Source organism: Methylovulum miyakonense HT12, assembly GCF_000384075.1.
Taxonomy (GTDB): Bacteria; Pseudomonadota; Gammaproteobacteria; order Methylococcales; family Methylomonadaceae; genus Methylovulum; species Methylovulum miyakonense.
The window spans coordinates 4175546-4192855 of the sequence record NZ_KB913025.1; the positions used below are offsets into that span (position 1 = coordinate 4175546).

General features: G+C 52.3%; 14 protein-coding genes and 4 pseudogenes. 9 read left to right on the forward strand and 9 right to left on the reverse strand.

The features are described 5' to 3' along the window. Nucleotides 1-26: 26 nt before the first annotated feature. Together METMI_RS24810 and METMI_RS0120475 are read left to right on the forward strand one after the other, a co-directional pair. A complete protein-coding gene (locus tag METMI_RS24810; protein ID WP_019868172.1) occupies nucleotides 27-1712 on the forward strand; it encodes a ShlB/FhaC/HecB family hemolysin secretion/activation protein in 1686 nt (561 codons plus the stop codon). A 94-nt stretch (nucleotides 1713-1806) separates the two neighbouring features. Beyond that, nucleotides 1807-2589 (forward strand): TonB family protein, encoded by a 783-nt coding sequence (locus METMI_RS0120475; protein WP_019868173.1) that lies wholly within the window; start codon nucleotides 1807-1809, stop codon nucleotides 2587-2589. A gap of 269 nt (nucleotides 2590-2858) precedes the next feature. On the opposite strand, the gene METMI_RS0120480 is transcribed toward METMI_RS0120475, so the two are convergent. The 5 genes from METMI_RS0120480 to METMI_RS0120495 are packed head-to-tail and all read right to left on the reverse strand — an operon-like array spanning nucleotide 2859 to nucleotide 7590. Then, nucleotides 2859-4109: a hypothetical protein gene (locus METMI_RS0120480; RefSeq protein WP_019868174.1), complete on the reverse strand. Its 1251-nt coding sequence runs from the start codon at nucleotides 4107-4109 to the stop codon at nucleotides 2859-2861. 3 nt (nucleotides 4110-4112) lie between these two features. Beyond that, on the reverse strand, nucleotides 4113-5084 hold the full coding sequence (locus METMI_RS0120485) for an ATP-binding protein (RefSeq protein WP_019868175.1): 972 nt from the start codon (nucleotides 5082-5084) through the stop codon (nucleotides 4113-4115). Further along, entirely contained in the window at nucleotides 5074-5526 is a 453-nt protein-coding gene (locus METMI_RS25815; RefSeq protein WP_156829924.1) for a hypothetical protein, read from the reverse strand. The genes METMI_RS0120485 and METMI_RS25815 overlap by 11 nt, the downstream gene beginning before the upstream one ends. Then, nucleotides 5526-6983, reverse strand: coding sequence for a DDE-type integrase/transposase/recombinase (locus METMI_RS24815; protein ID WP_051102371.1), 1458 nt, complete (start codon nucleotides 6981-6983; stop codon nucleotides 5526-5528). The genes METMI_RS25815 and METMI_RS24815 overlap by 1 nt, the downstream gene beginning before the upstream one ends. Continuing rightward, entirely contained in the window at nucleotides 6970-7590 is a 621-nt protein-coding gene (locus tag METMI_RS0120495; RefSeq protein WP_019868176.1) for a hypothetical protein, read from the reverse strand. Before METMI_RS0120495 ends, METMI_RS24815 begins: the two co-directional genes overlap by 14 nt. Before the next feature lie 389 nt (nucleotides 7591-7979). Between METMI_RS0120495 and METMI_RS0120505 the strand changes: the two genes are divergently transcribed. From METMI_RS0120505 to METMI_RS26530, 4 genes and pseudogenes are all read left to right on the forward strand, one after another. After that, nucleotides 7980-9752, forward strand: a complete 1773-nt coding sequence (locus tag METMI_RS0120505) for a Tn3 family transposase (protein WP_019868178.1) — start codon at nucleotides 7980-7982, stop codon at nucleotides 9750-9752. 125 nt (nucleotides 9753-9877) lie between these two features. Further along, a pseudogene (locus METMI_RS24820) lies at nucleotides 9878-10354 on the forward strand (IS630 family transposase); the annotation flags it as partial. 60 nt (nucleotides 10355-10414) lie between these two features. Beyond that, nucleotides 10415-11171, forward strand: a pseudogene (locus METMI_RS28420) (IS5 family transposase). A gap of 16 nt (nucleotides 11172-11187) precedes the next feature. Beyond that, a pseudogene (locus METMI_RS26530) lies at nucleotides 11188-11322 on the forward strand (IS6 family transposase); the annotation flags it as partial. An 88-nt stretch (nucleotides 11323-11410) separates the two neighbouring features. Here the strand turns inward: METMI_RS26530 and METMI_RS0120530 are convergent. The 3 genes and pseudogenes from METMI_RS0120530 to METMI_RS28030 form a co-directional block, all read right to left on the reverse strand. Further along, entirely contained in the window at nucleotides 11411-12760 is a 1350-nt protein-coding gene (locus METMI_RS0120530) for a hypothetical protein (protein ID WP_019868181.1), read from the reverse strand. An 865-nt stretch (nucleotides 12761-13625) separates the two neighbouring features. Then, nucleotides 13626-14360, reverse strand: a complete 735-nt coding sequence (locus METMI_RS27235; RefSeq protein ID WP_232215326.1) for an IS630 family transposase — start codon at nucleotides 14358-14360, stop codon at nucleotides 13626-13628. Next, nucleotides 14276-14653 (reverse strand): annotated as a pseudogene (locus METMI_RS28030) (helix-turn-helix domain-containing protein); the annotation flags it as partial. The gene METMI_RS27235 and the pseudogene METMI_RS28030, both read right to left, overlap by 85 nt. A gap of 105 nt (nucleotides 14654-14758) precedes the next feature. On the opposite strand from METMI_RS28030, the gene METMI_RS27240 reads away from it, so the two are divergent. Beyond that, nucleotides 14759-14971: a hypothetical protein gene (locus METMI_RS27240; RefSeq protein WP_156829926.1), complete on the forward strand. Its 213-nt coding sequence runs from the start codon at nucleotides 14759-14761 to the stop codon at nucleotides 14969-14971. A 489-nt stretch (nucleotides 14972-15460) separates the two neighbouring features. Continuing rightward, the gene (locus METMI_RS0120560; RefSeq protein WP_019868185.1) at nucleotides 15461-15850 is read left to right on the forward strand and encodes a glycine zipper family protein; all 390 of its coding nucleotides are present in this window, start codon (nucleotides 15461-15463) and stop codon (nucleotides 15848-15850) included. A gap of 158 nt (nucleotides 15851-16008) precedes the next feature. Here the strand turns inward: METMI_RS0120560 and METMI_RS0120565 are convergent, their stop codons facing one another. Continuing rightward, nucleotides 16009-16827 carry a DNA-binding protein gene (locus METMI_RS0120565; RefSeq protein WP_156829927.1) on the reverse strand — a complete coding sequence of 273 codons (819 nt, stop codon included), beginning with the start codon at nucleotides 16825-16827 and terminating at the stop codon, nucleotides 16009-16011. A 207-nt stretch (nucleotides 16828-17034) separates the two neighbouring features. On the opposite strand from METMI_RS0120565, the gene METMI_RS0120570 reads away from it, so the two are divergent. After that, complete coding sequence (locus METMI_RS0120570) at nucleotides 17035-17310, forward strand: type II toxin-antitoxin system Phd/YefM family antitoxin (RefSeq protein ID WP_029151844.1); 276 nt, start codon at nucleotides 17035-17037, stop codon at nucleotides 17308-17310.

Consider the following 17310-nt stretch of genomic DNA (forward strand, 5'->3'; position numbering starts at 1 on the left):
ACTCTGCCACCCCAAAGTGCCGGCTATTGACCCTTTTCGTGCTGGTTACGGGCTTAACCGACTCCGTTGCAGCATTAGCCGCCCCGCCCGCGATTCCCAACTATGGCGCTGGCGAGGCGGTCAAAGAAGCGCAACCATTAAGCCGCCCAGAACCACGCGAGGCGCCTGAGCCGGAAATTATTGAGCAGGAAACGCGTCCGCTGATACTGCCCAAAGGTGAAACACTGATGGTGAATGAGTTCCGACTGGAAGGCGCAGAGTTCATTCCCGAAACCGAGTTGCAAGCCGAGCTAGCCCCTTACAAGAGACGTGCGCTTAGCATGGTCCAGATTCAGGAAGCCGCCGCCAAGCTCACTGCGCTTTACCGCAGTCGAGGCTACTTGGTGGCGCGGGCTTATGTGCCGAAGCAGGATGCCAGGTCGGGGGTGCTGACCATCCGTATCATTGTCGGAAAATTTGGCAAGTTCACCCTCGATAACCAGTCGCTGGTTAATGACGGCTTGCTGCTCGGCAACTTCGCTTCGTTGCAAGGAAATAATGCGGTGTCGCGGGCCGACCTCGAGCGCGCCATGCTGCTCGTCGACGACATGCCCGGCGCCGCCCTGCCTAAGCTCACGATCACTAGAGGCAAGACGTTCGGCACCTCCGATTTCGGCGTCGGTGTTCCCAAAGATAAGCGGGTGCAGGGCTATCTGCAAGGCGACAACTTAGGGTCTCGCTTCACCGGCGAGTATCGTTTGAGCGGCGGTGTATCGTTGAATTCACCGTTAGGTTTCGCCGATCAGCTCAATGTCCGCGGGCTGGTTAGCGACGGCACGGGCCTGGTCAACGGCAGCGGATCATATAACTTTCCGTTGATGGACAACGGCCTCCGGGAGGAAATTTCGGCGGCGGTGACAACCTACGAGCTGGGATCCATTTATGACAATCTCGACGCGACCGGGGATGCCTTTTTCTTTACGTCATCGCTGAGCTATCCGCTGCTGCGCAGCCGCGTCGAAAGCCTCTACATGTCATTCGGGCTGGCGAAAAAGTTGCTGCACGACAAAGTCGGCCTTTCGGGAATCGTCACGTCCAGAGAGGCGGAAACCGGCACCTTAAGCTTACGCCATGAACGCTGGGGTTCTGTATTCGGGAGAGGGAGTTACAGCAATGTGATAGCGGCTTTCACCTTCGGTAATCTCGACTACAACGACCCTAAGCAAGAAGCATTCAACAAGGCCGGGGTTAATACTGCCGGGGATTACGCACGGCTTAATCTCGATTTTTCCGGTATGGTCTCGTTGACCCCGCTATGGAGTCTGAATGCCACGGTCAGTCTACAGAAAGCGTTGTTGGACAAGAATCTCGATCCCATCGAGCAAATGTACCTGACCTGCAGCAGTTGCAATGGCGTGAAGGTCTTCCGCGAGACGATTAGCAGCGACAACGGCTTTATGGTGGGAACAGAGCTACGCTACAGCCTGCCGATGTGGAGAGGCCTTAAGCATTCGACCGGAGTGTTCGCCGACACCGGCGGTGTTTATGTAGAGAATGTCGGTTTTACCCAGGTGAGCGATATCCAGTTGTCCGACATCGGGGTCGGTTACTATGCGGGCTGGGGGCCTTTCAATTCACTGGTGCAGTTCGCGCGCAGCATTGGACCGATCCCGGTCGCCCTGGCAAATCAAGACGATTACCGCATCCGGGCCCAGGTTGGCCTGACTTTCTGAATTCTTAAAGAAGGCGTCGAGACCGGCAAATACAAGGCCTGATTTTGAACCCAAAACGACAACTAACACACCGCAGGCAAGAACAGGGAATGAAGTGACAAGACTCAAATCAGGGATAAAAACGTTCGTATTCGACAGCCGTTTTAAGTTGCTCTGCTTGACTCTTTCGCTGGTGCTGCATACCTTTATTGTAATAGGCGTATTCGCTAAAAAGCGGAGCAAACCGCCGCAGCATGAAGAATTAGTGGTGCAGTTAGTTGGCATGGTCAACACCCGTCAAGTTGAACAAAAGCAGAGGGGCGAAACCAATCCTGACACTGCTCAGAAAGCCGCCGCGCCGCTGCCTCAGAAAGCAGCAAAAAAAGCGCCCGAAAAGGAGAAAAAACCCATCCGCAAGGTTCGGGTTAAGGAAAAGGCCAAGCCTGAGCCGAAACTGGAACCCAAACAAGAAGAAAAGCAGGCGTTGAAACAACCATCAGAGCGGCAGACGCTACAGCCTGCACAGCCCGTAAGCGGAATGGCAGTGCCTGCGGGTGCCGAGTCACAGCAAATACAACAAACCATAAAGCCGCGCGAATCAGAAGCCAACCTGATCCGCAAGTATCTCGCCGTTCTTAAACGGGATATCCAGAACCATCTGGACTACCCGGAGGAAGCCCGGGACACCGGCAACGTAGGTGCACCCACGATCCGTTTTACCATTACCGAGAACGGCAACATTCTGCTGGGTTCTTTGTCCATCAGTAAGAGTAGCGGCTCGATCCAGCTCGATCAACAGGCGCTACGGGCGGCACGGGACGCAGCACCGATGGCGAAACCGCCACGGCAGATGACGGTGACGATTAAGGTAGTATTCACCCAAGATGGGGTTATTTAACCGTTGCGGCCTGGCAATGCTGCATAAACTAGCGGGCGCGAATCCCGTCCAGGTAATCGCTAGCCACGAGCCTGGTATCGAGCCTTGCAGGCATATCGGTAACGATGTGCTTGATGCGTAGGCACGAAAGGAAGCGTCAATCGAAACAAAGTTGTGCTAAAAGCGAAGTAAAGTTGTGCTAATGTTGATAGTTTGAAGAAATCGATTTCTGCTTCCCTGCGGATATTTACCGCCTTGCACCGGATTTACTCCCCCTTAATTTTTATTCATCATCCAGGCCTGGCCTGAAAAAACGGCGATGCCGGAAGAAAGTTAGAAGGTATCCCGATCCAGTGACGATCAAAACAAAACTGGCCCCCCGCCGTTTTTCGGTTGGCCAGGGATTCGCACTGCCAATAGGTGTGGCAGAGCGCCTCAGTGAAGGCTTGGAGCTCTTCGGGTTGTATAGTGGCTGTCCCTGCCTCGTTTCCGTACGCTTCCGGCGGCAAATTAAACAATCGCCACACCCATAGTCCCGTGTAGGGAGCCTCTGTCCGTTGAAACAATGACCCAGGCTTAGAGCGCCCTTCCCAAAGCATGCGCCAGAACAGGTAGGTGGTTTGCCGACGGTTAAGGGGCAATGGAACTGGCCGGGACTCCAGTTCCGGATGTCCATGCCGCCAATAGCCCAATTGTTGACGTTCAGTCCGGTTAAGTTGGCGCCATAACCCTCGACGAATGCTACGGTAGCAGCGGTGCATATCGGCTACCGCGGTGGCGCAGTGCGGCCGATAAAACCCGGGGGTGGCACGCAGCCACGCTTGGGGTTGTTTGTGCCGCAGAGGATGCGCGGGATAGTGGGCGGGAAAAGCCTTAAACCAGCTAGTTAAGCCATTTAAGTTACTGGCATCATGGCATTGTTTGAGGGATTGTTGTAAGGATCGGGTAAAATCGAGCAAGCCTAGAAATATTTTTTGTGCTTGGCGATTGAGCCGGTCAACAGCCGCGATGTCCAGCATGGCCTTGAAACAACAGGGACAATGGCCGGGAAGTTTGAAGGTGTCGGCATTGAACCGATAAGCCACTGGCTGGTGACACTGCTGGCAACGTACAAGCAGCGGCAGGCGATGCCGGGGACAGACGGAAATAAAGGCCCATTGAAAAATCGGCAAATGAATGCCGAGGGCAAGACATTCGGGGCAAAACCTAAGGGTCGTGGACTGATAGTCCGCCATCGGATGCCCGGAAGAAAAACCAGTGGCGTTCTGTAAAGTGCAGCAAGCCCCTTGTAACGGCGGGCAGCGATGTTTGACCCGCCACCCCGGCAGATTGAGGTCGTAATCAAAGGGCCGGGGTGGCCTCTTCAGCACTGGAAGCCAAAGCAAACTGTTTAATTCAGCGGCGGACAGTCCGTTGGCCAAGGCCAAATGGGTGAGGATCATCCAGGCGGAGACACCCGGTTGCAAGCTGTTGGCGGGATAGTAGCGCAGTTTCAATGCGCCCGTGTGGATCGGATCCAGCACCATGATCGGATGCCGCATGGATTAGCCCCCTTTGACGTTATTTTCAGCGGCACGCTGGGCTTTCAGATAGCCGCAACGTTTAACCGCGAAACGCCATAAATCGGGATTAGGCTTAAAATCTGCCGCATCCAAATGTGCTGTTTCTAACAGCGCACTCTCTACGGCGCGGCTGAAATACTCCATGGGAATTTCCAGTGGGCCTGGCAACGCCGCCTGATGGTGGAGTTCGGCAAACGCATTCCACACCAAGTGCGCAGACTCGGTGAGCCGAAGCCCCGCTTCATAGGCGTCCGGATAGAAAAAACGGGTAAACGTCCAACCTGATTTTTCCGGGTATTCGGTCTGGTCATAGCCGTTTAGGCAGGTGGCGGTCTCTTCGGCACTGCGAATGCCGTAAAACTTAAATTCTTCGATCATGAAACGGGCGACGATTTGTTCATCCCCGCGCAATTGAAAGGCGTTTTTCTGGTGCAACAACTGCGGCTGGCCCACCAGGAGGGTATGCAGGCGAATCCCAAGCAACGCCAGTTCGTCATGGATATCACGCAACCATTCGTATTCATTATAACTATAGCGCTGCGCTTCATCACACAGCATGACCAAGCGGTTGCTGCGGTGCGCTAACGCGGCTTCCCGTAAGCGGGCAGTCAAACGTGCCCGTTTGACACTGTTACGTCCTTGGTCTGGCTCCGGATAACCCGTGGCCCTTAACATGTGGGCAAAAAAACCGCCTTCCGAGTGGCCGACCTTGTGCTGGCTTTGGATGTGGAAACTGGCAATCTCTGGGGCATCGCGTTTGAGCAGCAAACGCAGATAATCGATCGCATAGGTTTTTCCTAGCCTTGGGCGACCATAGATTAACGCACCGGGTATCCGGTAGCGCAAACATTCTTGCAGTAAGGCATAACACCCGACGATCGCCGGGGTAGCAATGCGGTAGGTCTGCTGGCTGATGGGATGAATGTCGAGATCGCAAGGCCGTTTAGAAGACATGGCCACTGCCGATGGGAAGCTTTTTTGGCTTGACCGGTCCGTCGACCAAATGAGGATTGTCCGAAACTGTGGGCCGTTCCGGGACGGCGTCGGCTGTGTCACGAATGCGTTGCGCATCGGCCAATTTATTGGCCGCGTGCCGGTTCTTAGGCGCGGATTTTTGTTGCATGGCAATATACGCGCTAATCGGGTCTTCACCTTGCCTGAGTTTCAACCGCCCTGCCCGGCGCTGGCGGCAGATGTCCCGACGTAAGGTTTCGCTGTGGCGGATCTCCCGCGAGGGATGGGCCGCGTAGAGCGTCCCCAGTTCATTGCCGTCCGGGTAAAAGGCCTGCAAGGTGCGTAAATCGTCCGGATGGTAATATAGTTGGATCGGCTGATTGATCAGGTTGGGCAGATGGGCTAACCGTTCGTTGCTGTAACGCACACCGAGAAAGTGCACTACGGCCGCACTCCCCTGCCCACGCTCCCGCGTACGATGGCTTGCCTTGGCATTTGCATGAGACAGAGGTTACGCCGGCGGGGCTCCGCCAACCAACGTAAGGGTGAGTGTTTTTCCCGTAAATAATACGCTAACGTTTCCAAGGGGGTGCGGCCGTTCAAGCTCCCATGGGGACTGCCGTTGTAATGTGCCACCATGATTTCCAGCAGATCTTCCAATTCGGCCAGCGTCATCGGCACGCCTTCGCCAGGCTTTGGATGACGCAACGATTTTAGTTTCGCTTTCATCCCTCCCGGTAGGCGATGGGAAAAATGGGTCGTTAAGGTGCCAAAAAATCGTTCAATAAACGGCCGCTCATTGGGTTGATAAGGCGGGCCACTGTGCGCCATGCAGCCTAAGAAATCACATAGCACCCGTAAGGTGTCATCAGCCCAATGGGCTTTCGCCCGGTCAAAACGAAGACAATCCCAAGTGGCGTAGGCGAGTTCCGGAAAGCATTGGTTCGGGAATCCGCCCTGGGCCGGTAAGGCCAATCCGGGCAATGTGAAGGTATGTGTCGGGTGCGGGATGAGCGCTTTTTCCAGCGTGCGGATTACATCGTACGCCCGGTATTCCCGCTCCAATACCAAATGGTAGGACAAGACGGCACGGCTCACCACGTCGATCACCGCCAGCAGCCAAACCCGTTCTAATGGCACGATGCGCTCACCGGCTATGGGATCCGGGATACCCAGTTGCAGCGGTATGTCGAGCAAATGGCCATCGAATTCGACGGCTTCCAGCGGCCGCACCGCGGCCATGGCGGCCAGATGTGGATCCATTGATGCCGGGCCTTTAATATGGGTGGCCCCGGCATAATGCGCCGCCCGCTCAAAGTTTTCATGTAAACAGCGTTTGACGAAAGCCGATAACGAACGGATGCCTTGTTCTTGGGTGCACAGTGGATAGTCCCTAGGCCGAAGCCCCAATTCCCGACATTGCTGGACAAAACGCCGATGTAAACCTTCAATGCCTAGCAGACGAAGTTTTGGCGGTTCTCCAGTGACCCGCACCTTTCGTGCATGCAGCTCACGTCGGATCATCACTTCCAAATCAGGATAAGCTTTCAGCAGCTGTGAAAATAAACCGGCGTTGCCGGTCGTGTCAGATGTTGGATCCGGTGTTTGTCGGCGTTGATACGTTTTTACCCTGACATGGGGTATTAAGGCCCTAAACCCGAATAGGCGGCCATCACCATGAACTTCAAGACAACGTTTTAAAAGCGTGGCCAGTTGATTTTGTGCCACGCCGGTTTGTTTCGCAATATCCACCGTTGTAAGACCGGCAATATAGCGCTGTATTGCATTTTCTCTCCGGTCAAAGATGTCACGTTGCACAGACGACAACTGGCGTCGGTCAACGCTTGGCCAACCCGTCAAATCGATGGACTGTCGATCTATCCGGTTACGTTTGCCCATGTCCGGATTCGAAATGGGTTAAGGCATCCAAGGGACGTTTGTCCAAATCTTCGGACACTAGGTGTCCCTGATGCAGCAATTTAAAGAGCGCCGCACGAATTAGCACGGTATCCCGGCCACGGAAATGATGTTCCACACTCCCTAGCGTTTGAGGTTTATGCAGCAAATCCATCACCGGATCAGTCCACTCTTGGGTGATCAACGTACGGTTCGCAATGAGATAGGGCAAGATCAGTCGCCAATTTTGAATACGCTGTCCGCAAGCGGTCAAATCTGTAATGGCAACGGTACGGATCTCTTCAATAGGTGCATCTTTCGTCTTGTCAGCGTCTGAGGGGGGTTCCTGTGCGGTTTGAATCAGCAAACCGTATGCCCCCGTATGGGTTTTGACCCAAAAATCCACCAACCGTTGGGAAATTTTGGGTTGTAACCGGCAAGGACGTTCACAAAACCGCGTGACTTCCCGGTCAGCTTCCAGGAGCACCCATTGGTCCACATTCCATCGGTCAAAGAACACCACCCGGCGGTTGAGCTTAGGACTGAAGCTTTCAAACCGGTGCCCGCCAGGGCCGACTTTAGGATAAATAGGTTGTTCAAAGCCGCTCATAAAACCGGGTTCACCTCCCCATTCTCAATGGAGACTTTCCAAAACTCGCCCCGTTAGCTTTGAAAAAATTATTTCATGATTTAGTAATTAAAACAATAGGTTTAGTTCATTATCACATTAGCACGACTTTATTTCCCTTTACAATATTAGCATGACTTTATTTCGTTTTGAGTTCTAATAAAAGTGTGCTAATTTTAGCGATGGAATTTTTAACATATTGAATACAATGAAATATATTTTCATCGGGTTAGCACAACTTTGTTTCGATTGACGAGCAGCGCATCAACGATTTCAAGGATGAACTGGCCACTCTTCAGCAACAGGGTATTGGTTACTATGACCTGCTCGAAAAACGCTCCCTCAAACTCCAAGGCCGCGTTGCCGATATTGTGCGGCAAGCGATTTTTGATCCGAATTGCGGCAAGCCCTTGTTACTGGAAGCCATCGTGTATTACCAGAACAAGTCTGGAAATATCGACAAGCAGGCGCCGATTGCTTTTTTAACGCTTGAGCAGCGAAGCTTGATAGTCGCTCAAGACGGCAAGTTTCGGGTGTCCCTCTATAAGGCGCTACTCTATCTTGCGGTTGCAGATGCTATCAAATCCGGCGTACTCAACCTGCTGCATTCAGAAAAATACCGTTCCCTGGATGATTATATGATCCCGAAACCCGATTGGGATGAAAACCGGGATGAATACTTGCAAAGGGCGGAATTAAGCCACTATTCTGATTGCCAGGCAACATTGAAAGCGTTGTCCCAGGCCGTTGATTGCCGTTACGGGGAAACCAATAACCGCTTCATAGCTGGCGACAATCCCTACCTGACGTTTCGCAGCGACGGCACGTTCCATGTTTCAACACCCAAGCTTGAGGAAGTGGATAGCTTGCCATTGGCCGGGATATTTCCGGAGCGGAAATACATCCCCCTGCTTGAAGCGCTGGCGACGGTTGATAACGCGGCCGGTTTCCTGGATGAATTTGAACATTGGCAGATGAAGAGCCGGCACACAAAACCGGCCAAGAAGGTTTTCTTCGCGGGGATCATGGCCTATGGCTGCGATATTGGCCACCGTAAACTGGCGCAAATTTCCAGGCAGATCAATGAAAACGAATTGGACAACACGCTGAATTGGTATTTTTCGTTGGCTAACGTCCAAAGCGCGAATGACCGCATTTTACAATTCATGGATAAGATGGAGATACCGGACATTTACCGGAACCAAGCCGGCCAGTTGCACACATCCAGTGATGGGCAAAAAGTCGGGGTGTCTGTTGATTCACTCAACGCCAACTATTCCTTCAAATATTTGGGGAAAGACAAAGGCGCAAGCGTAATCAGTTTCATCGATATGCGCCAGATGATGTGGCATTCCACGGTCATCAGTTCCGCCGAGCGTGAAGCGGCCTATGTCATTGATGGCCTGATGCACAACGATGTTATAAAAAGCGATATTCATTCAACGGACACGCACGGTTATTCGGAAGTGGTATTTGCCGCCACTTATTTCCTGAATTTCACGTTTGCACCTCGCATCAAAGGGCTGGGCCGCCAGAAGCTGTATGCGTTCAGGAACGGAAAAACGAAAACCACGGGGCAAGACACCCAAGGCTTTCAACCTGACCGGTATATCAATGAGGAAATTGCTGGCACCCAGTGGGACGACATGTTGCGGTTTATTGCGACCATCAAACTGAAAAAGACGACGGCATCGCAGCTTTTTAGGCGGTTGAATTCCTACTCCAAGCAACATCCGCTTTATAAGGCATTGAAAGAATTTGGGAAGATTCCCAAGACGCTGTTTATCCTGAAGTATGCAGACGACCTTGAATTCAGGCAAGCGATTGAGAAGCAGCTCAACAAAGTGGAGGGGTCGAATAAATTGTCCAAGGCGATTTCACTGGGCAACGACCACGCGTTCAGCCAAGGCGAAAAAGAAGACCAGGACATTGCGGAAGGCTGCCGCCGGCTCATCAAAAACACCCTGATTTGTTGGAACTACCTTTATCTTGCCAAAGAACTGGGCAAGGACAATAACGAAGAGCGGAAGAATGAACTCACGGAAGCCATCCGCAATGATTCCGTCATGCGGTGGAGCCATTTTAACTTGCAGGGGGAATATGATTTCTCGGATGAAAAAATGGTCGATTCCGTCGGGTTGTAGGCTCTCAAAAAAACATTCCTAAAATCAGCTAAAATTTGAGAAGTTGAAAATCGTCTGTAGACCTTTATGAACAATAAGTTAGCAAAAATCCCGTGAAACTTTAGAGCCTTTTGTTTATTAGCACCCAACGTAATGGGGTGAGTAATCTGTTCCTATTTTTTGAACCGTTAGAGGGGAAACGGCATGTGGTGGTAACGGATCAACGGACGGCGGTGGATTGGGCGCATCAAATCCGCAACCTGGCTGATGTCGAGTACCCTCGTGCTGAGCGCATCACACTGGTTATGGATAATTTGAACACCCACACGGGAGCATCGCTGTATAAGGCGTTCGCCCCTGAGGAAGCGCGAAGAATTCTGGATAAATTGGAAATCCACTACACGCCCAAACATGGCAGTTGGTTAAATATGGCGGAAATAGAATTGAGCATCTTGTCTCGCCAATGTCTGGATCGGTGCATTCCGGATCAAGAAACATTAAGGATGGAAATCGCAGCTTGGCAAGAACAAAGAAATGCTATTGCTCAGCCTATGGAATGGCGATTTACCAGTGAAGATGCCCGGGTAAAATTGAAAAAACTTTACCCGACAATAAAAAAATGACTGAGTACTAGGTTCTGTTGACGTTTGTCGAATAGGTTAAGATTATCCGATTTGGATGGCATGAACCGAATAGAGCTGAGTGATGACGAGTGGGGCCGCTTATTGGCGTTCTTAAAACAATTGCCGTGCATCCATGTCGGCTGTCCCGAGCAATGCAAGCGGTTCGTTGGGGCTTGCCTGTGGATATTACGTTCGGGGGCGCAGTGGCGGGTTTTGCCGCCAACGTACGGCAAATGGAACACCATCTTCAAACGTTTCTCGCGCTGGTGCGCGAATGGGGCTTGGGAGAAACTCCTCGGATATTTTTCCGAAGCCGCTGATTTACAGGATGTTTCCATGGATGGGTCGGTAATCAGGGCACATGCCTGTGCGGCGGGGGCGGCAAACAGCTCCGCCAAGGAAGAGGCGTTGGGGGCGTTCCAAAGGTGGCTTTGGCTGCAAGATCCATGCGGTCTGTGATGCCTTGGGGCTACCGGTCAGATTCATCCTGACGGGCAGCCAAGGGGCGGAGTGCAGGCAGGCTATCCCCTTGTTGGAAAACCTCAGTGCCCGCGCCGTTTTGGCGGACAAGGCCTACGACACCAATGCCTTACGGGAGTGGTTGGAAATACGGGGGATAAAAGCCGTCATCCCGCCCAAATCGAACAGGAAAGAAGAAATTGACTGCGATTATTGCCATTATAAGGAGCGGCACGTCATCGAATGTATGTTCGGCAAGCTCAAGCACTACCGCAGGATTGCCACCAGATATGAGAAAAAAGCCATTAATTACAGGGGGATGTTGTCATTTGCCTCCGTGCTCTTATGGCTACGATGAAACGTCAACAGAACCTAGGGGTATCAAAAAGATAACCGAGCCAATGTTGGGGTTCAAAACTTTCCGTGCCGCCCAGGCCACCCTCAATGGGATCGAAACCGCCCATATGATCCGCAAGGGACAACTTGCCGGGAAGGGACTTCCCGCCTAACAGCAATTTATCCATTTGGCAGGCTAGCTTTGCCCGCCAATCAGGCCGGCCCAGGCTCTTGTAAATATTTGCGACAAAACCAAATTTATTACTCTCTCCGGTCATTTCGCCTGAATGGATCCCATTTCGGATTAATACTGAGCAAGTGTTGCAGTGCCGGACTCGGAATCTTGGACGGCAACGTATTCAGCACGTCGAACACAAGGGGTAATGGTTTGTCTTCGAACTTGGGCAACTTGTAATAGGGCGCTCCACAGGATGTAACCCACGTCCAACTCGGGCAGTAATCGTTGCGGTATAACCGCCAGGTCAACGGATTATCCTGCCCGGCGTCCCAAGGATTACGCACGATGGAAAACTGCGAGTTTGACTCGCCGAATGGCTTCTGTTCAATTAGCTCATCCCATAAAATCCAGGCATCGTCGAACGGAACTGGAAACGAGCCGTCGTGGCTGGTATACGAGGGGCGCAGCCGTAGTCTCGGGCGCACCCCGTAGGTACGCAGGTTGCTAATGGCCGTCTGATTGAGAAGGGCCGACGCAGAGGCGTGAAAGCCTTGCATCAGGCCAATCTGTGTCATCAGCATCTGGATCTGCGTCAGCAACTCCGGCTGCTGCGGGCCGTTGTGCCACGCAGCCCCTAGAAAGACAAGCCCTTGTACCTGTACGGCCAACACCTGCTGGAACAGTTCCCCTACCACGGGCAACACAGCCCTGGCGGCGTCGAGGGCACCGTTATGTAGCTTCCTGGCCACCAGAACTGGCGTATCCATATACACTCGGCAACCGTCAGGTGTCCCATCGGCCCAGGGGCGGTTAGTGTAGTTAGCAGGCGTGGCGGCCCACGTCGTCATCTGATCGTGCAGGTATGTTGCCAGTCGTGCCAGCACCCCCGGATTGGCTGCCGAGGTCGTGAGCAGGATGCTGTTGATGTTGCTCATTGCGAGCGCCACGGCGGTATCGTTGGGCTGCCCCAGCCGGCCAAACAAATCAAGCGCTGCCGCCGCGCCTTTTTCGCTGGGCAGGTCGGCGATGTCGTTGCTAATCAGTCTAAAGTGCTCTATGATCACATTAGCTTCAAGAACCAGCATTTGGAGCCGATCAGCCAACACTTCGGCTTCGATCAGGTTACCAACAATGATAATCGCGTTCTTTAACTCGCTGATCGCCTGCTGCATCGCGCTAATCTGACCCTCAATCTTGCGCATCTCCTCCATCACTTCCCGATGGTATGTCTCCGCTGTATCGGTGATGCCGATGCCGATCACGTTGAATAGCGACCCGGAAAGCGCTGCCGCAATCGTTTCGCCAAAGAGGCCTTCCGCCACCTTGCCTATCGCCCAGCGGGTTGCGTCATTCTTGTATTTTTCAACAAACTCCCGTTCTTCGGGTGTCAGGTTCAGGGTCGCTTCAGGGGAATCTGGAATTTTGGTAATCATGGGAAGATGACGATAGTTGACAGGTAAAATAGTTTTTCACAGATGTTATTGTATAGGCGAAACGGTATGCTGACTTTTCGCAAAGCCCTAACACTTCCTAGTTACCCATCTGAGGGGCTTAAAAAGATGGGCAGGCATCTGCTCCGGCAATCTCCGGTCATTATTCCTGAATCGTTTGCTTTAGTCAATCGTACAACAATGGGATGGCAGGGCCACCTCATTAAAATACCTGAGTGTAAAACGGCTTGCAATATTTACCACTAACCAGCATCACCTTTTCCAGTAATTTTCGACTACGGGCTATTTAAAAACAATAGGATAACAAAATCTTCTGGTAAATTTTGACGCTCTTTTCTTGCCAAAACTGGCAAATTTTCCACACTGCTTTGCAGGGTATAGCGAAAGTCCTAACTTAGTAGACATCTTTCCTAAAAGCTATGTCACCGTTAATTGTTGAAAATTTTTTACTTTCTGACAAAAGCCATATTTAATGCGGCTTGTGGTTTTCGCCCAAAGCCACGTTGTTTAAGCCTTCCATAATTAACGGTGACATAGCCTTCCTAAATGTTGCTGACCCTATATACCGTCAGGTTAAAATAGCAAGCCTTATCCTGAACCGCCAAAAAGCCATGAAACCGTATGCCCAGTTACCCACTGACAACCCCGAAGAATACAAACGGCTGGTCGGGCTGTCAAAGGAAGATTTCCAGCATCCGTCCAACGAACTAAATTTAGAACAAACGTGTAACTAAATTTGAAACTTTTTGAATAAGATAGATTTTGGGTGGTATTTCGACTGAATTATTTGTTTTTTGTGTTTACCGTATCATTTTCAACTCATTGATAATGATATGGTATTAAGTAATTACACAAAAGTAACCCGGTATTCATCGCCGAATTTTGAAAGGATGTCCAATACGGCCTGTTTCAATGTCCCGTAACTGGCATAGCACGATAGGGGCAGCCATTCATACTTGATCTTGCGCCAGACGATTTCGATCAGGTCGGGCTCAGGGCTATAGGGCGGCAGATAATGCAACACGACACCTTGCGCCATCCAGTCGTCGCGGCGTGCCAGAAAGGCGCGGCTGGTGTGCATGGAAGCGTTGTCAATAATGACGACGCACGGTTTTTTATGGACGGCGTAGCCGTCGCCATAGTGTGCGGCGAACTGGTCGAAGGCTCCGGCCACCTGTTCAGTTTTGACGCTCCCTTCAACGGTGTGGAAAAAAGACCGGCTGTCCCGGGAAACAAACCCCAGGACATTGAGGCGCTGGCTATGGAAACAGGGGATTTCCAACGTCTGGCCTTTGGGTTGCCAGGCGTAAGGCACGGAGGACGTGGTGCTGAAGCCGGATTCGTCAAAATAGAACAGGCTGATTTTGTCTTCATCGTCCCATTTTTTCAGGGCGGTTTGGATGTCCTTGGCCTTGGCAAAGCCCTCGGCACAACGCCTGCTTTTTACGGAGCGCCTGCACCGCCGCCATGAATAACCGGTTTTTTTAAAATGCGCCTTAACGTCCCGGTCGCCGACTTTTTCCGGGTCCGGGCCTCCAGAAGGGCTTGGGCCTGCTTGATTTGGCGCGGTTCTTCGTCCAATTGGGCCCGGAACAGTGCGATTTCTTCGGGCGTGTAAATCGGTGGCCGCCCGGAGCGCGGCAAATCCCCAAGCCCGCCGACACCTTGCGCGTTGAAGCGGTTGATCCACTGGCTGATAGGGTCACGGTCAACCTGGAAAATGGCTTGTAGCTGGTTTATCGTATGCCCGCTGCCGCTCAGCAACAAGGCGTGGGCGCGTCTTCGCACCTTAAAGTTTGGGTGGGTCTTGTAAAGCGCATCCAACTCTTGCTTGTCTGTGTCGCTGAGTGGCCGGACAAATTTTAAACGTGGCATGGGGGCGGTGGCTCAAAAAGCTTATATTTTATACCATAAAACTTATGTCAAATTACTTATGCAGGGCGATTTGATAGCAGCGTAAGTAAAACAATAGACAGTTTGTTGCAAAGAGATGATCTTTCGGTAAATGTTTTAAACAGGATAGGCGAGCTGAATATCGACCGCTACGATATGCCTTTTGATCAAGTAAAAAGCCTTATTGAGGAAAGCCCAAGTTTTGCACAATTAAATGAGGTGGACATTCAATACATGAACACAACTTTAAAGTCCGTAAACGAACAATATGCACCTAATAATTTTGTAATGGCCAAGTAAATCCGGACACATTTTCAGGCACATTGGCTTAAAATGTTAGTGCCAACAAGCTTATGTTTCAGCACTGAATCTTCAAGGGTTTGCAAGCTAAACCGCGTCCCAGTCTTCCTTTTAAACTAATCCATGCTCTCCCTAGCCAGACGCAGGGGACAGCATTTGATGGGTGATTTGTTTAAATGTCGCCAGGGATGGGCGTGACCCAGCCGCCGGACTTTAATGTTATTTTAATGCTGCACTCATCCCCCATTCATCTTCGCAGGCTAGACTGGCCCTGCACGAAACTGGAAGGCGTGCCCGATTGCAAAAACCTGTGAGGTGTCCGTTGACGTCGTTTGCTCTCTGTTGAGTGGCCGGTTTATGGCCATCCACCTTGGCGCGGGTCAGCGCACGCTTTGATGAAATAACGGTTTCTACAGATACGGATTTATCCAATACCCTCTATAGGCATCTGTTTATAAAGGCCAACCCATACCGACTATTGAAAAAAACATGAAAACAGCTCATTTATCAACCCTGCTGGTGCTGGCTGCATTGGCCACGGGGTGCGCCTCCATGAGCGGCTGGCAACCGATTGTCGATCCCCGCTTGGACCAACACCCAGACACCACCCAGCGCGACATGGGCGAGTGTAAGGCACTGGCAGCCCAGGCATCGGATATCACCAAAGAAGTCGCCCTGGGCGCCGGTGTTGGCGCCGTCACGGGCGCAGCGGGCGGCGCAGCAATTGGTGCGGTCGCGGGCAGTGCCGCGACCGGCGCAGCGGGCGGTGCCATTTTGGCCATCCCCGCCGGCTTATGGGAAGGCTATCAGGCCAACGAGACCTTTAAACGGGCATTCAAAACCTGTATGCGCCAGCGTGGGCATACTATCGTCAACTAAAGCCCATCGCTTGCCGTTCGGACATCAACCGCATGTCCGTCCAACGGCCTACAATGGGAGCAAACAGGCCACACGCCAGCATCAATACGGATTCGGCAAAAGCGGCACCCGGGTTTTTCCGGCCGCCGCTTTTGCGATTGCCAAGCGTTGGCCATTGCCTACCCGCCCTGCCCTTGCCCGGCCTTTTTGTGGGTCTTGCTGTTTGGCTTGAACTTAAACGGTTGCTTGATATTTTGTTGGCTTTCCGCCAACGCAACCTCCAGCCGCCGCAGCTCCCGCCGCAAGCCGATGCCCGTGTTTTGTAGAGCGGCTTCCGACTCCCTCAAGACGGCAACCTGTAAAGCCTGGCGTTCCAGCTTGTCCTTGAGCTTGTCCTCGGCAAACTGCCGTTCCTCCAGGATGCGGCGGGCAAACCACGCCTGGTCCTGCTCCTGCTGTTGCCGCCAACGCAAGTCCTGTTCCACCGCCAACGCAAGTTGTTGGGTGAGCTGCTGTTCCGTAGCGTCCCGTTGCCCCGACAGCAACCGGACGGTTTCCGCTTGCGCCTCCAATTCACCGCGCAGCGCCACCACCTGCCCTTCACTTTCCGCTAACCTCGCCTCCACCGCAGCCAGGGTTTGGGCCAAGCCCGCCTTGTCCTGTGCCAAGGCGTCCATCGCCGCCTGCTGGTCGGCCACGGTTTGTTGGTAACCCCGCTCCTTTTGCAGGTACGCTTTTTCCGCCTCGACCACCGCCAACTTCCAGGCCTGTTCCATCGCCTGGGCCAGCGCCACTGGCACATCCGGGCGGTTAAGCTTGTCAAAATGCTGTTCGGCAAAATGCCGCGTCCATTCGTTCATGGCCTTCTTGATGGTCACCGGGCTGTTGACGCCGATGCGCTCGCGGATCAGGTCGATGGTCGGGAAGCGCCCGAGTTCGGTGAAGACCGCGTCGCAGCAGTCGTAGGCACGGGCGTAGGTGTCGGTGAGTTTTGGCATATCAATCGTGTAGGTGCGGAAACTGTGTCGGATGGGTTTTATTATAAATAATCCTTTCAGTTTAACGCTAATATAATTCACTTTATTAAACGCTTAGTATAGATAACTAACCTTGTACAAACTACCCCTTACAAATAAGGCAACTATAACGGTTGACATATATGGTCATAATGACCAATATAATTACTTTAACCTATGGGTGACGACATGATTAATGAAGTAAGCGCGGTCACGTTCAGGCAAAACTTGGGTGAAATGCTGAACCAAGTCCAATATCGCCATGATGCTATTGTGATCAAAAAGGACGGTAAAACCGTGGCGGCGTTGGTTGATGCGCCTATGTTCGAACGTATCCGGCGTTTCAAGGACCGCTTCGATACACTGAGCCAACACATTGCCGATTCCTATGCAGAGGTGCCTCAGGATGAGGGGCTATCTGAAATCGATGCCTTGGTTGCGGATGTGCGGCATCCGGCTAATTGA